Annotated in this window: 15 protein-coding genes; 4 read left to right on the top strand and 11 right to left on the bottom strand. The window is 43.1% G+C overall.

What is annotated here, in order from left to right:
* The first annotated feature begins 599 nt into the window (after positions 1-599).
* Genes U5O15_00455 through U5O15_00440 form a run of 4 tightly spaced genes read left to right on the top strand, consistent with a single transcriptional unit; the run spans position 600 to position 4,102 of the window.
* Positions 600-1,103, top strand: a complete 504-nt coding sequence (locus tag U5O15_00455; GenBank protein ID MDZ7859133.1) for a lasso peptide biosynthesis B2 protein — start codon at positions 600-602, stop codon at positions 1,101-1,103.
* A 2-nt stretch (positions 1,104-1,105) separates the two neighbouring features.
* Positions 1,106-2,383 carry a nucleotidyltransferase family protein gene (locus U5O15_00450; GenBank protein ID MDZ7859132.1) on the top strand — a complete coding sequence of 426 codons (1,278 nt, stop codon included), beginning with the start codon at positions 1,106-1,108 and terminating at the stop codon, positions 2,381-2,383.
* A gap of 35 nt (positions 2,384-2,418) precedes the next feature.
* Positions 2,419-3,279 (top strand): ABC transporter ATP-binding protein, encoded by an 861-nt coding sequence (locus U5O15_00445; protein ID MDZ7859131.1) that lies wholly within the window; start codon positions 2,419-2,421, stop codon positions 3,277-3,279.
* Positions 3,266-4,102: an ABC transporter permease gene (locus U5O15_00440; GenBank protein MDZ7859130.1), complete on the top strand. Its 837-nt coding sequence runs from the start codon at positions 3,266-3,268 to the stop codon at positions 4,100-4,102. Before U5O15_00445 ends, U5O15_00440 begins: the two co-directional genes overlap by 14 nt.
* A 170-nt stretch (positions 4,103-4,272) precedes the next feature.
* Here the strand turns inward: U5O15_00440 and U5O15_00435 are convergent, their stop codons facing one another.
* The 11 genes from U5O15_00435 to U5O15_00385 form a co-directional block, all read right to left on the bottom strand.
* Entirely contained in the window at positions 4,273-5,247 is a 975-nt protein-coding gene (locus U5O15_00435; GenBank protein ID MDZ7859129.1) for a hypothetical protein, read from the bottom strand.
* Positions 5,248-5,278: 31 nt separating this feature from the next.
* A complete protein-coding gene (locus U5O15_00430) occupies positions 5,279-5,536 on the bottom strand; it encodes a PqqD family protein (GenBank protein MDZ7859128.1) in 258 nt (85 codons plus the stop codon).
* Between the two features lie 103 nt (positions 5,537-5,639).
* Entirely contained in the window at positions 5,640-5,774 is a 135-nt protein-coding gene (locus U5O15_00425) for a hypothetical protein (GenBank protein MDZ7859127.1), read from the bottom strand.
* 211 nt (positions 5,775-5,985) lie between these two features.
* Positions 5,986-6,351 (bottom strand): HIT family protein, encoded by a 366-nt coding sequence (locus U5O15_00420; GenBank protein ID MDZ7859126.1) that lies wholly within the window; start codon positions 6,349-6,351, stop codon positions 5,986-5,988.
* A gap of 32 nt (positions 6,352-6,383) precedes the next feature.
* On the bottom strand, positions 6,384-7,793 hold the full coding sequence (locus U5O15_00415; GenBank protein MDZ7859125.1) for a C1 family peptidase: 1,410 nt from the start codon (positions 7,791-7,793) through the stop codon (positions 6,384-6,386).
* A gap of 42 nt (positions 7,794-7,835) precedes the next feature.
* Positions 7,836-8,696 (bottom strand): tetratricopeptide repeat protein, encoded by an 861-nt coding sequence (locus tag U5O15_00410; GenBank protein MDZ7859124.1) that lies wholly within the window; start codon positions 8,694-8,696, stop codon positions 7,836-7,838.
* Between the two features lie 5 nt (positions 8,697-8,701).
* Entirely contained in the window at positions 8,702-10,594 is a 1,893-nt protein-coding gene (locus tag U5O15_00405) for a BatD family protein (protein MDZ7859123.1), read from the bottom strand.
* 14 nt (positions 10,595-10,608) lie between these two features.
* On the bottom strand, positions 10,609-11,748 hold the full coding sequence (locus U5O15_00400) for a tetratricopeptide repeat protein (GenBank protein MDZ7859122.1): 1,140 nt from the start codon (positions 11,746-11,748) through the stop codon (positions 10,609-10,611).
* On the bottom strand, positions 11,745-12,758 hold the full coding sequence (locus tag U5O15_00395) for a VWA domain-containing protein (GenBank protein ID MDZ7859121.1): 1,014 nt from the start codon (positions 12,756-12,758) through the stop codon (positions 11,745-11,747). Before U5O15_00395 ends, U5O15_00400 begins: the two co-directional genes overlap by 4 nt.
* Positions 12,759-12,764: 6 nt before the next feature.
* Entirely contained in the window at positions 12,765-13,820 is a 1,056-nt protein-coding gene (locus U5O15_00390; GenBank protein ID MDZ7859120.1) for a VWA domain-containing protein, read from the bottom strand.
* 16 nt (positions 13,821-13,836) lie between these two features.
* Entirely contained in the window at positions 13,837-14,853 is a 1,017-nt protein-coding gene (locus U5O15_00385; GenBank protein MDZ7859119.1) for a hypothetical protein, read from the bottom strand.
* Positions 14,854-14,863 lie beyond the last annotated feature (10 nt).

Below are 14,863 nucleotides of genomic sequence, written 5' to 3'. Positions count from 1 at the left end.
ATTTGTTTATGATTTAGCCAAGATGAGTTTTACTAACAAGTTGCGGAATAATCATATTCTGATAGAATTGTAACAATAACGTTACACAAATCTGCCTTTTAAGAATGTTCTAAAATGCTTTATCGAAGCTTTGAATTTCCGGTCTGGAAGTGTCCGGTCAAATGATATTTACTACCTGATTTGCCCGCTAGCAGGACATTCCCCAAAAATTTAGCAATGAATCCATTAAACTGTGAATTGAGAATTAGTTGCCGTATAAAACAACTGGAATAAGTCCATTAACGTTATTTAAGGCGGCTGATTGATATTTTCAAAACCCTCCGGAGGGCGAGCGGGCAAGGATTTCTGGCCCGAAGGGGCAGAAAGAGCGAGCCCGAGGTGCAGAGCCAGCGATTTCCTCGCCGGGGAAACCGACAACGATTTTGAAAATATCAATCAGCCGCATACTGTTACAAAACATCGACTACCTTATAGGTTATAAAAATTGGGGAAACTCCAAAATTTGTCCGCCAGTGCTTGTAAAAAATATCAATAACATATATTATGGTTGAACACTTTATTTCTTCAGAAACCAGTAAATTTACCGTTTACGAGGAATAATGAGAATAAAAAATATAGCTTCGATACTATCCTCTTCGAGAGAGTCTATTTTAGTCCTTCATATTTTTTCATTCATGCTTATTCTACCCTTTATGATCAAAATATTTAAAATACACAAGCTTGTATCCATTATAACTCCCGGCAAAACACATTATCCCGACAATTCTTTGACGCTGGAGAGAGTTATTTATCTATGCAGAAGAATTCAGCTTATCCTAACTAAGATCGGTATTAAATATTCATGTTTAAAAAGAAGTCTTCTTCTTTTCCGTTTCCTGCGTTATTACGGTCAGCCCGTTATAATAAATTTCGGCGTCAAATGGGAAGACGGTAATCTGACAGGACACAGCTGGCTTTCCTTAAACGGCAAACCATACATGGAGCCCGACGGTAAAGTAGAAGAGTTTTCATTATTCTTTTCAATACCTGAGACTGAATCACAAGACGGAACAGAACGAACAGATATAGATTACGGAAAACTTAAAAAAACACAGTTTGATTAAGAATGAAAAAACGACTGAAGAATTTAAGACCAGAAGAAAAGGTATTTCTGATTATTGCCGGTTCTATTACAGAATCCGCGTCAAATGTCAATCCGATCATAACTAAAATTGATTTTTTGATTAAAGGCAATTTCAACTGGAAATATTTTATCAGACTGGCTGAATATCACTACAGTCTCGCTGAAGCCTACCGTTTCTTTTTAGATATCGGAAAGATAGACTCGCTTCCAGCAAATGTCTCTGCGAGACTTAAAGAAGAATATATTCTCGCTCAGGCAAGATACTTAAAAAAGGAGACAGAACTTGTAGAGATACTGAAAATCATGGAAAGGAATGGCATAAGACCTGTTGTAGTTAAAGGTGTCGCGCTGGCAAAGTTGCTTTACAGCGATCCCGGAATAAGGGTTTCCCGGGATACAGATATCCTTGTAGATCCCGAAGAAATCGACAAAGCAACGGAAATTCTTGAGCAAAGAGGGTACAGGATTTATTCGGGTGTAAAATCTATCGGGGAATATAAAAAATATCATTTCCATTTAATCTTTACCAGAGGCAAACAGATGGACAGTGTAATAGAACTTCACTGGTCCCTTCTGGATCCAAAAAGAAGAAGTACTATGGACATAGATACCCTGAAAGAAAAAGCTGTTTCTATAAAAGTTCTCGGTCATAAGATCAAAACCCTCTGTCTTGAACACACATTATGGCATATGAGCGTTCACCTGTCTTATCTGTCATTTCTAAACTTAAGAAACCTTGTTGAAATAAAAAAGTTAACACTCCTGCTCGATAGAAATGGGTTAAATTACGCGTTAAGCTGGGCGGGTAAATGCGAAACAGAAAAAGAACTTAAAATTGCGATCACACTTTCCGAATCGCTCTTCGGTAACTTTGTACCAGAGGATCTCGCAGAGAATTTTAGAGTTGGGTGCTTCTTAAAAAACTTCGCGTTAACTACATATTACCCGAGAGGGCTTCTCTGGAATTGGACCCCTTTTTTAAACATTCATGAAATTGTAATTACCTTTATTCTTAAAAGTGGCATAAAACACCGGTCAGAATATCTGTATCGTCTGGTATTCCCCGACCAGAATATGCTTCACGAAAGTTTTTATTACTCATTTTTACATAAGAAGAAAAGCAAATCGGGCGCATTCATCAAAAAATTATACCTTCTGTTTAAAGTGTTGACATTCTCCGGTCTTCTCGGTTTTATTGTTCAAGGTGGAATTTTCAGCGAAAAAAGATTAGACTCTCAAATTGATATGAACCAAGATTAGCAGCCGGCCCGCTGGGAAAGAGAAACGTAAATAATATGTCTGACTTTTCAAACAATTCGAAGACCGGCAAAATTATTGTAAGATGTGAAAATATAACAAAATATTACCCAGTACCCCTTCCTATAAAATCGATTTTTAAATTTCAATTCACCCGCGAGAAAAAACTCATACTGGATAATATCGGATTTTCGGTTAGAGAGGGCGAGATATTCGGGATTATAGGACCTAACGGAGCGGGCAAAACCACTACTGTAAAAATCATGTGTACCCTTACTACTCCAACAAAAGGAAAGGCGTTTGTATACGGCCACGATGTAGCAAAGGAAAGAAGAGAAGTCCTGGAAAAGATCGGCTATTGCCTCAGCGAAGAGAGAAGCTTCTTCTGGAGATTGACGGGCAGGCAGAACTTAAACTTTTTCGCGGAGCTTCTGGAAGTACCACCCGACACGGCAAAGCGGAGAATAAGTGAACTCTTTGAGCGTTTCGAACTCCAGGATTCCTCAGATAAGCGTTTTCTTAATTATTCATCGGGCATGAAACAAAAAATGGCCATAGCGCGTTCTCTCCTCGCCGACCCCGATGTTATCTTTATGGACGAACCTACAAGGGGGCTGGACCCCGGCTCGGCGTTTAAACTCAGATCACTAATCAAAAGCTTTGCTAAAGATGAAAACAAAACAATAATTATCACCACAAACCGAGTCAGTGACATCAAGAATCTCTGTCAGAGAATTCTGGTACTGAATAAGGGAAAAGCGATCATCAAAGGTACGCTCGAAGAGATCAGTTCTTCTGTTGAGAAAAAACACGGTGTCAGCGGAGAACTGCCCTTCGAAGAGATATTCAATCTCCTTCTGGTAAATAATAAAACGGAGAAAAACGGTGAAATCAAATAGAACCCGAGCTATAATGATCTTAAGGAAAGCGCTTGCCGTGATGAAGAAGGAATTCATCACTATGATAAGCTACAAACTTCATTTCCTTTTCAAGCTGTCAAGCATCTGGCTCAGTCTTCTCGTATATTATTTTCTCGCAAAGCTTATCGACCCTGCCGTTTCGACTCAGCTGCAGCCATACGGAGGAAATTATTTCTCGTTCGTGCTCATTGGAACAGCTTTTTCGAGCTATCTTAATGTCGGACTGGAGGGCTTTTCCAGCTCTATACGCAACGCCCAGCTGACCGGCACGCTGGAGGCGGTTCTCGTAACAAGAACCAGATTCACGACGATCCTGATATTCCAGACACTGTGGAACTTTCTGTTCGCTTCGATACACGTTATAGCATACCTCATCTTCGGATTTGCTTTCTTTGAATCGAATCTCGGCAATCCGAATTATTTTGCCGCTATTGTAATGTTGCTGCTTACAATACTGGCGTTCAGTTCTCTTGGAATTCTCTCTGGAAGTTTCATACTTGTCTTTAAGAAGGGAACACCCGTTAACTGGCTCTTTTACCATTTATCGCGATTTCTGGGAGGGGTTTTCTACCCCATAACAGTGCTTCCCGAATGGTGCCAGAAACTCGCGCAACTGCTCCCGATAACACATTCGCTAAGGGGAATAAGACTCGCCCTGCTGAAAGGACATTCACTGTCTCAGCTTCACAACGAAGCGTATTCACTCATTATCTTTATTGTGATCTTTCTGCCTGTAAGTATTATCTGTTTCAATCTGGCATTCAGGCAGACCCGTAAAGACGGCACATTGTGTCATTATTAAGAACCATATAACCTCTTTTTTAGCCTGAAGCCGAAAAGATTATAAACATGCAATAAAACTAAACGGCAGATGACCAGACAGGAACAATAATAAACCAGCCTGCCCGCTAAAACAGCAGTCCCTTTTAGAAAACTATATTCACTTCCAAACGTTGTTAGCATTATTGAATATCAGGACCGGTCAAAAAGACCGTCGCTAAAGAGTTCCGGCAGGCGGGAAAAGTCTCTTCCAAACTCAAGTCTGCGGCACAATGACTTTTCAGTCAGTTCCTTAAGCAGATCAAGATGCTCTTCGATACCTTTATTACAGGTAAGTGAGATGCTCTGTCTAATTAATCGCAGAAAAGCTTCTTCTTTGGAAATATCAAGAAGCCTGCTTTCTGAAGCATTTGATATCTCCGGAAAAATCAGCGCGTGGGGACCGCCGCTCACGGCAACGTTTTCTATCCCTGTTTCTTCGACCGGAATTTCTGCTTTACCGGCAATATCGATGTATTTTTCAAACCCGGGGAAGAAGGAACAGCTTTTCGCGCTTAACTTCAACCTCTCCGGAAATGAAAATAGTTCTATTTTATCACCGTTATTCTCTATAAATACGGCGTCATCCGACATATAGGAAAAGCCCGATAGACTCAGCGCGTAAGTAAGTGTCGATTTTCCGCCTCCACTGCCGCCGCATAGCAGAACAGACTTATTACCCTTTGTAACACAGCCGGCGTGAATATAATAAGCCCCTTCATTTCTGAGGATCTCCAGGACCGGAAGATAAACTATCCTGTGCCGCAGTATCCAGGGCGACTCCAGATGCCGCTTAGATACATATCCCGTTGCAATAGGACTTTCTTTTTCGACCCTTATGATAGAACTTCCGCCTATCACCAGAAGTGTGAAATCTTCATAGGAATAAAAATCTATATCTTCAAAAGAAGCGGTTAGACGCGCCTCATCCGGCTCCGGCAGTTCTTCAGGGATAGAATCAGAATGGAATCTGATCTCTGGGAATATTCTTTTATCGATTATTTTATCTCTATGGATTCTTAAAATATCGGAATCTATCCATTCAGATAAAGACTTGATGACCCTTTCGTCATCGGATTTTACCCGAACGGAAAATCTATTTATTCTGATGTCAGTATGAAACTGCAATTAACCTCTCTATCATCAAATTACGGCCGCTCTAAGCAGAATAAAGAATCGCCTCTCTTTTAAGTTCTTCTATGAAATTATTAAAATCGTCCTCGGCCTTGCTTTCTGAAACATCAAAATCTGTCTTAATATCACGCAGTATGTCTGAAGGGTCACTGCCGTCTCGAATAGAGTTAAATATAAATCCGCCTATTTCATTAAGTGAATAATAATAACCGGTCTCGAGGTTTATAAGAACAATTTTGTCTTCAACCTTTCTGAAGACAACTTTATCGCTGATTCTAAACAAAATAAATCCCCCCGTTTTAAGATAGCAATCACCCGCTAAAACAAGCCTCAACACAACTTGCTTCCTGAATGATCTTATTAACTAAACTATTAATTATGTTCAGTTATTGTTTATCAATATCATATGTCGACTCAGGCGGCGAAAAAGAAAGAAGCGTGATATCTTTAAGATTCTCATGCTTTTTTACTTCAGGTTTTGAATAATTCCTACCATTATTCTCTTTAGGTGCTTTCTTCATCAAGTTTACTCCCTTAGGAATCTCATTCCAAATTCATCAAACTATATTTACACTGCACAACCATTATTCTATCAAAATCCACTGCAAGTTGTCAACCCCTATTATCTGTATTTTCCCCCAGTTAGTTTTTATCATCTTTTCGTTTATCCGGCTTATTTTTTAAACATTCCCCGCGTGATATATCATATATTCCCGGCAGAAAGGAATAAAATCAATACGATTGCTTGTCAGGTATTACGCCTCGCACACCTCCTTTGGTCAATCGCCTGTCGCCTCTGTAGCGCGGGATCACGTGCAGATGAAGGTGTTTTATCGACTGCCCGGCGGCTCTTCCGATATTAATTCCTATATTATAACCGTCGGGGTCGTACTTTGAAGCCAGATAATCCCTTGCTTGCCGGACGATAGAAAAAATGGATGTTATTTCCTCGTCGTTTGATTCAAAGATGGTCTCGTGGTGCCTCCTAGGAATTACGAGAATATGCCCGGGAGAAACTGGATACTTATCGAAAATAGCGTACGCAAGATCATTTTCGAGAAGAACCTTCTGTTCTCCGCAAAAGGGACAGTTCTTCATTGTATAGCTCCATTTGGAATGTCAATTAATCCTTATCGATCAAAAGCTCCGCGCATAGGGTCCCAGGCCGGGAGGATCTCGGGCTTTGTCTCAAGAATCTTACGGACATCGCCGGGGACATGACTCTTTCTGACTATTACCGAATAGACGTATTTATCAAACCACTCGTCATACATCGTCCAGAGACCGTCGTTTCCAGTATCCGTTCCCCAGGAATTTTCCACAAGCCATTTCTCCGGTGAATCATCTTCATTTAAATCAACACCGATAAATACCATAGCATGACCGGGAATGCTTTCGCGGTATTTCACGCGTTCTGCCTTTGTCATCCCCACCCCCGTTCCAAGCAGAGAGGTTTCATCATAAGCTCCGGTAGCGAGAATGCCGTTTTTCGTATCGTTAGCCTTACCCACATCAGCCGCGAACCACACCGGCTCATCGCTGAGCACCGCGTCCAGAGCAAACTCTTTCAACCTGCCTATCTTAAGATTGATAAATTCCATATCAGAAAGATCAGACATATTCCTGCAGTAACGTATCCTGTAAAGTTTGTTATACTCGTGCGCGGGATGATCGAGCAGGCATATATACTCCTTTAAATCCACCTCAACAGCTTCTCTGTAAAAAGAAAGAGGCGTGTAGTTTTTTTCGAATATCTCTTGATCCTTATCCTCTATCCGCCACGTGAACTCATCCGGAGGCATTCCCATATTCAAAACAAGCAGTCTGTATACCTTCTTCAGCATCTCCGTCTTTTGCTCTCTCAATTCATCCTCAGTTACACCCTCTGAGGCGGATTCTCTTATCCGAGCGGCGAAAGATCTGGCCATTCTGTTAAGCTGCCGGTTCATCATTCTCGTATTACTTGTATTATTAGTTTCCGGCATTACTGATTTCGGAACCGTTCCGTACTTCTCAGTCAAATTTACCACATAGTTCCACCAGCCTCCGTCCGGAACCGGGTTTTTTAGAAGGGTTTGTAGCTCCCTGTCATCTATATCCTTTCCCCTTGATTCTATTACAGCTTCCAGGAAGGTATTTGCCTTTTCAAGTTTGTCGAAGAAAAACAGATAGTTCTCTGAAAACTCAAATTCGGGCAGATTGTATTTCTCCATGACCGCCGGGCGCATCACGTTAAATCCGGCAAAGAGCCAGCATCTTCCGCTGCTTTTCTGATCCGTAATCCCCTTTGTCTTAATCTTGTCACTAAAAAGATCATCATGCCTGCCGTGAAACTCTCTGTTAAATGTAAGCTCTTTTAAATCATTGTTGGAAACCGCGTTTATAAGAGCTCGTGTTTGAGGATTAAGCACTAACGAACTTTCGAGTTTGTGAATCAGCTCTTGAGTTAACCCCTCGCCGGTATCTTTTGTATAACCCTCTGCGGCAAAAGCTGATATAAACACCGTTAAAACAGTTAATACCCTCAAACCTCTTTTCATTTTAGACCTCTTTCCTTAAAAAGTTTCCGGTAAGACATGACCTTATTCTATTACCGTCTCACCCGCGTTAGATTTTATCCAGCACCTGACTCCATTTACAAGTTCTATCTGCCACCACCTGCCCCTGTCTTCTATTAACTCAAACTCCGTTCCCACGCTCAGCGGATCAGTAAAACTCGGCTGGTAAGTCTCCGCGTCTCCCTTTCGCGCGACAGTGTCGTCAACAATAATAACACCCTCGGGACTCGCGGTAAAATTGATTTTTTCAATCATAAGAGAAGCAAAAAATGCCCCGCCGAGGACTGCAAAGACAATGATCACGATTTTAAGTTTCCCGCTTCTGATAAAAATGTATACTGAAGCCGCGAGCCATACCAGGGCGAAAAAAGCGGAAAAAACAATAAACCTCACACTATAGGGCAGATCATAATGAAGAAAGAAGAGAGTTTTAAATACTCTCTCCCTCTCTTTCTCTTCTATTTTGTTCTTTCTTCTGCTCCGGGCGTATTTAAGATTCCGCGTCAGATTATCATCATTCGGAATATAAAGGGCCGCCCGTTTGTAATTTAAAATGGCTCTTCCCAGATCATCCAGTCTGAAATAGGCGTTTCCAATATTATAGTATATCTTACCGTTCCTGACTCCCCCTTCATCTATCATTCTCCTATAATGAAGAATAGAACTTCTAAAATAATCCCTGGCTGACAGAGGGTTTGACACTTCATGCTCAAGACCGTTCTGAAAGGCTTCTTGGGCCGCTTCGAGATCATTCCGCAACTCTTCGCCGGAAAGTTCCGCGGCACAAGGGGATAAAGGAATAATCATAACCACGGCGGCCAGAATAAGAACCGCCGCTCCCACGCTCAGGGAATCTCCAATATCAATACTTATTTTTTTAGCCAAAAATGTCATAATTTTTTGTCAAGCCTCGAGATTATTTTATCCACCCTGTCTGTCAACATCAGAATATCATTCTCCTCGGCGGTATTTACCCCCGCGTATGTTCCATGCTCACATACCCTGATAATCTCTGTTAACGATTCTATAAGCTCCGCGTTTATTCCTCTTCTCTCAAGCTCTTTTTCTACCTCTCCAGAAGTAAGAGCGGAGCCCTCACGCCGGAGCTTATTTCCCAGATATTCCTTTAACGCTTCTAACATCCTGCCGCAGGCAACTTCACGGCTCAAATTATCATCCTTCGCGAGAGAGCTGAGTTTCTTCTTTAATATTCTAGCCGCCCCCCTCGCCCGTCTTGCCATCGGATCTGACTTTCTTCTCCTTGACATGAGATTCCCGGTCAGAAGTATCACGAAAAGGACGGGCGGAACTCCAAGAAGAAGCATACTCCACCGGTGTGACATTAGTGATCTGAAACCGTAGTCCGCCCTCACCAACAAATCTTCGCCCTTATAATTATAGGCAATACCATCTCTCCAGTGCTCCAGCGCTGAACCTTCCCGAGCCCGGTTTAAGCCCTCAGCATCACTCGCGGTAACTGTTCTTGTAGGATTAACCGTAAGAGGTATCGGCTTCGATTCAACCGTTATATACCGTTCCTCAGCAGTGTCAAATGAAACAATCCTGACCGGCGGAACACGAGTCACTTTATGACTTTTCGCTCTTATTGTCTGTGTGAATATCTTCTTCCCGTCTTCTATAACACCTGCCGCTCTCTCTGAAGGTATCTTGAAATTATCTGAAAATCCGTCTATCTCACCGAGGGGGGGTAAATTGATATTATTCATAAAATCAGATCCTTCAAGGGTTATTTTTAATGTGATAGGATCTCCTACATCTACAACAGTAGGATTTGCCGCGGCGGAGATTTTGTACTCTCCCACATATCCGCTGAAATCATCAGGTCTGCCTTCTTTCGGAAGTTCTTTAACGGTGAGCGAGGGGCTGTTCGAAGGGACTACATATTTCCTCTGTCTTTCACGATTGATTGAATGCCGGGAGAAGAAGTCATCAAAGAAATTGTCTCTTCCGAATCCGCCGCCAACCTCACACGAGATAATGAATTCGGGTATACTGAAAACCCCCGGTTTCTTAGGGATGAGAGCCATTTCGAATTCAAGTGTCGCGTATCTTTCACCTTCAAGTGTCCCCTTACCCTTAAGGGCAATAAATTCCCTGTCTCCGATCGGTACCCTGAAATATTTCTTCCTTTTATCAAGTTTCATTTCCGGCTTCTCAATATCAAACGCGGAGGATTGTAATAAAGGCGCCGTAACATTGAAGCTGTTTACATCCTCGCGCAGATACCATACGACAGAAAGGATAACCGGCTCCCCCACGAAACAACTCTCTCTCGACAATCTCAGCCTCAGCTTAAAATCTTCTGTTTCCTCGGGTTCTCTGACGTTAATGGTCAACGCGTTAGTCTTTAGATCTTTGCCTTCAACTTCGACCGCGATGGAGGGGATTCTTAGAACCCCGGATTCTAAGGGGGTCAGTCTATATGAAAATACGTACTCTTTTTTGACCGTTCTGCTGAAATTGCCGTTTACAATCGAAACAGACTGGCTGCTGTTGTTTGAACCGCCCGCGAATTCCACTTCAAACCCTTTGAGATTCGAAAGGTCAGGCCGCTCGACATCAGTAGAACCCATAATTGTTATCTGCATAATAAATGTTCCGCCGACATAGACATTCTTAGATTCCACCCTCATACGGGCAATTATTCCATTTGAAGAAAAAGCAGGAGTATGAACAAGAAATATTATGACAAGAAATATAACAAAAGATACAGCCGCGGCCCCAGTCTGTCCTGTTTTATTCTCACGTATTTTATTAATCAAGAAATACATTCCATCTACCAGTCCTTATCGACATCCCTGTAGCCCGAGCCGGATTGCCGTTTCCTCTTTTCTCTGCTTTCCTTTTCTTCAGACAGGATATCTTTCGCTGTTTCATTCTCTTTCTTTGCCGGCTCTTTCTCTTTCTGTTTCTTCTGCTGCGGCTTTTTCTGTTTGTCATTCTTTTTGTTCTGTTTATCGCCTTTTCCCTGCTGCTCTTTCTTCTGCTGATTTTCATCCTGATTATCGGTTAATTCAGCAATGGCTTTCTTCAGCTGTTCGGACGATACTTTCTGACCGCCTGACGCGTTTTCCGGTTCGAATGCCGAAAGTCTTTCAGCGGCATCTTTCTGACCGGCAAGTGACGAGTCAATATGAGAAAGGGCCTGTTTAACAGAAGAGGGCGGTTTTTTATCAAACATTTCTTTTAATTTATCATTAACTCCGGCCGTGCCTTCTTTTATGCTTTTCTGCTTCTTTTCAAGATTGCCTACTCTTTCCTTCCAGCCCGATACTCCCTTCGATTTTTCAGAAGCCAGCTCCCGGTCCCGCTGAAGCGCTTTATCCTGCCGGCCGGCAAGAGAGACCAGAGAATCTACAATTTCTCTCATCTTTTTCTGCTGCTTCTTTTTCTTTTCTTCCTGCTCTTTTATACGATCAAGAAGGTCCTTTATCACAATTCTTGCCACTTCCATATTCAGGGCGGCGTCAGTTACGGTACTGTCTTTCTCAAGTGCCGTCCCGTAGAGCCTGACGCTTTCCTTGTAGTGCTCAAGAGCCTTTTCTAAATCACTGTCTGTCTGCCTCCGGCCTTCCCTGAAGGAACAATTCCCCATATTATACCACGCTCTGGATTCCAGGTTGAGTTCTCTCGTCTTCCCGGCAGCCTTCTTAAAATATTCCCCGGCTTCTTTAAAATTACCCTCTTTGTAGAGCGCCGCTCCGATATTAAAAAGAATAACGGGTGATTCGGGTTTTTTCACCGAAGCCTTCTGATAATACTCGGCGGCGCTTTTATAATCTCCCTGCCGGAAACTATCGTTCCCCTTTGATACCAGATCGCCTGATGTATCGGCAGTCAATTCTGAAAAGGCGGTTGAGATCACCAGAACCAACGACGCTATGCAGAATATTATTAAAAGCTTGCGGGGTTTCATTCTTTCACTCTCTTGCGTTCCGTAACAAACATTTCAATTATAAGAAGGGCTATCGCCAGTGCTATAAATATCTGGAATTTTTCTTCATACAACTTGATTGTCTTTGATTCCATTTTGCGTTTTTCTTCACCGGAAATTAATTTCCTGTAAACCATCCCCAGATCAATATTACCGGTGGCCACGTTCAGATATTTACCGCCATCGGTGGCATTGGCCATTTTCCTCAAAGTTGCAGCGTCAAGCCTGCTCCAAACCTCTCTTCCCTTATATTTAAGAAAGGTTTTTTGTCCGTCTTTATCTGTAACGGGTATTCTCTTTCCCTGATTTTCATCACCAAGCCCGATTGCTATAATACGCACTCCTCGTTGAGAGGCTTCTTGGGCCGCCTGGACCGGGAACGAATCGTGGTCCTCCCCGTCGGTAATCAAAAGGATATCTTTGTATTTTTTCTCCTGGTCGTCAAATCCGTCTTCAAGCGCCTTTCTAACGGCATCCCCTATCATAGTTCCGCCCCGGGAAATACTGTTTACATCTATCCTCTCCAACATGAGCCTGAAAAAACCGTAATCGAGGGTCAACGGACACTTAAGAACCGCTGATCCCGCGAATACAACAAGGGCCACCCGGTCCCCTTTAAGGGATTTGAGCATATCCTCAATGGCAAACTTGGCGCGGCGGAGTCTGTTGGGAGCGAGGTCCTCCGCCAGCATACTCTTTGAAACATCGAGTACAAACACAATATCTCTGCCCCTTCTTTCAACTGTCTGCGGCTTGGGATTCCACGCCGGACGGGAGAGAGAAAAGACAATCAATGCCAAGCTCAACACTACAAGCAGTAATTTCCACACTCTCCTCGACGGAATAACAGTCATACCTATTCTGCCGAGAAGATCGGCTTCTATAAACAGCTGAAGCGCTCTCTTCCGTCTGTACCTTGCCCATAGGTAGAACAGAACGGGAAGAACAGCCAGCCAAAGAAAAGACAGCATCTTTACATTATCAATATGCATAATTTATCAGGGTATCCTCCTGAAAATAGTACATGCCAGCGCTCTTTCAAGAAGAATAAGAAGCAGCGCCGCGACTGTAAAAGGCACAAACAATTCTCTGTAATCCACATAACGGACAGATTCTATTTCACTCTTTTCCAATCTGTCTATTTCGCCGTATATTTTTCTTAATGATTCTTCATCCTCAGCCTGCCTGGACAGGCCTCCTGTTCTTTCCGCCATCTGCTCCAAGGTGCTCATATCAACCCGGCTGCTCTGAGGAATCTTAAAACTTCCGAAAAGTGTTTTTACTGTATTAACTCCTTCACCGCCGACACCTATAGCGTAGATCTTTATTCCCCATTTGGCGGCGAGGTCTGCGGCTTCAACCGGTGTTCTCTTTCCAAAATTATTCTGTCCATCGGTAAGAAGAATGATGATTTTACTTTTTATATTATATTCCTTCTCTTCCGCATCACCCCCGGAAGACATATTCTCTTCAGCCGTTTTAAGCCTCGCCGCCGCGAGAGCAACGGCGTCTCCGATAGCAGTGCCGTCCTGGCTTCTTTCCTTAACAATATCAACAGTATCTAAAAATCTTAAGAGAGCTCCATGGCCAAGTGTCAGGGGAGCCATTGTATCAGCGTACCTGGCAAAGGAGACCATTCCCGCAAGGTCGCTTGCTCTTCCTTTGAGATTTTTGCCGTTACCCATAAGAAATTCCCGGAATACTCTCTTTACAACTTCCAGTCTGTTTAACCTGCTCCCCCTGTATTCCATCTCCGCGCCCATACTGCCTGAACGGTCTATAACCATCTCAATCGCCACCCCTTTTGTAACATCCTTTATCTTCTCTCTACCCATCTGAGGCCTGGCAAGAGCGATTATCAACAAAATAAGAGAGGCGATTCTTAAAAATACCGGTATAAAAGAAAGTCTCTGTCTTAAGGATATGCCGGCCTTTCTAATATTGGCAAGGGATGGAAACCCTATGCTCGGTGTCCTTCTATATCTTATTCTGACAAAGAGATAGATCGGAATAATCAGCAGAAGAAGAAAAACCCATGGAGAAAGAAATCTCATCGCGTAAGGCAGCCCTCTAAGCGGCTTCCCGTTTCACCTCCTCTTTGATCTTTGTGGCGTCTATAAAATCCCTGCAAAAATCGAAGGTCTTCCGCACATCCTCCTGCGTTGGCTGAAGAAGGGCGAATTTGACCATATCGCAGTGAAAAAGAAACTGCTTAATCATCTCCTTCTTTTCTTTATCTACCTCAAGCGCGCTTCCGGCTTCGGCAAGAAATTCCTCCGTTGTTCTCTCTGGCGCCTTCAGACCAAACCTGTCCTCGATATATCCTCTCAAGATATCGGAAACTTCTATCGTAAACTCCCGGTAGAGCTTCTTCTCGGCAAGTTTTCTGCCGAGAAGATTCTGAAGTTTCGCGAGAGCGACCTCATGGGCCGCGGGCGGCGGAACAGCCCGCGTTTTCTTCTTTCTCAATCTAAAAACAACCACGGAGAGTATCGCGGCAATAAGAATTATGCCCGCCAAGGCCGGGGTCCAGGGAAATTCCCGGGGAAGTTCCCGAGGGCCGGCGATATCTTTTATTTCAAGTGACGATTTGTTCTCAGGCAGAAGCGAATTGACCTTTACAGTTATTGTATCTGAACGTATATAATGCCTGGCGGTATCTCTTTCGCTGTGAAATTCGACAACCATTGGAGGGATTTTGTACTCTCCGGACAGAAAGGGCTGCAGCTTATACACCCGCTTTGTAATCACCTCGTCACCTTTTCCGAGTTCGGGCTCGAAGGTCCTGTAGTCGACAATACCGAACTGCTGAAGCTTATCGCCGAAAGAAGGAAGCTCGGCCATATACTTATCTCTGGCTTTTGTCTCAAGAAGTAACTTTACATTATCGGCGATAGTAATCTCTTTTTTGCTCACAGCGACGCGAAAATCAACAGGCCCCCTGGTAAAATTACGGTCGATTTCATATTTATCGGCAGTATCCTCGGGAGGATGACTTATTCCGCATGAATATAAAAGTGCCGCTACCACTGAAACACTAAGCAGATATCGGACAAATCTTATATTTCCGCCGTTTTTCTCAACCATCACTAAACCC

The sequence above is a fragment of the Candidatus Krumholzibacteriota bacterium genome (assembly GCA_034520215.1).
Lineage (GTDB): Bacteria > Krumholzibacteriota > Krumholzibacteriia > Krumholzibacteriales > WJIX01 > JAGHBT01.
The sequence above is the reverse complement of the archived record's forward strand: the minus strand, read 5'-3'. Positions and strand labels throughout refer to the sequence as shown.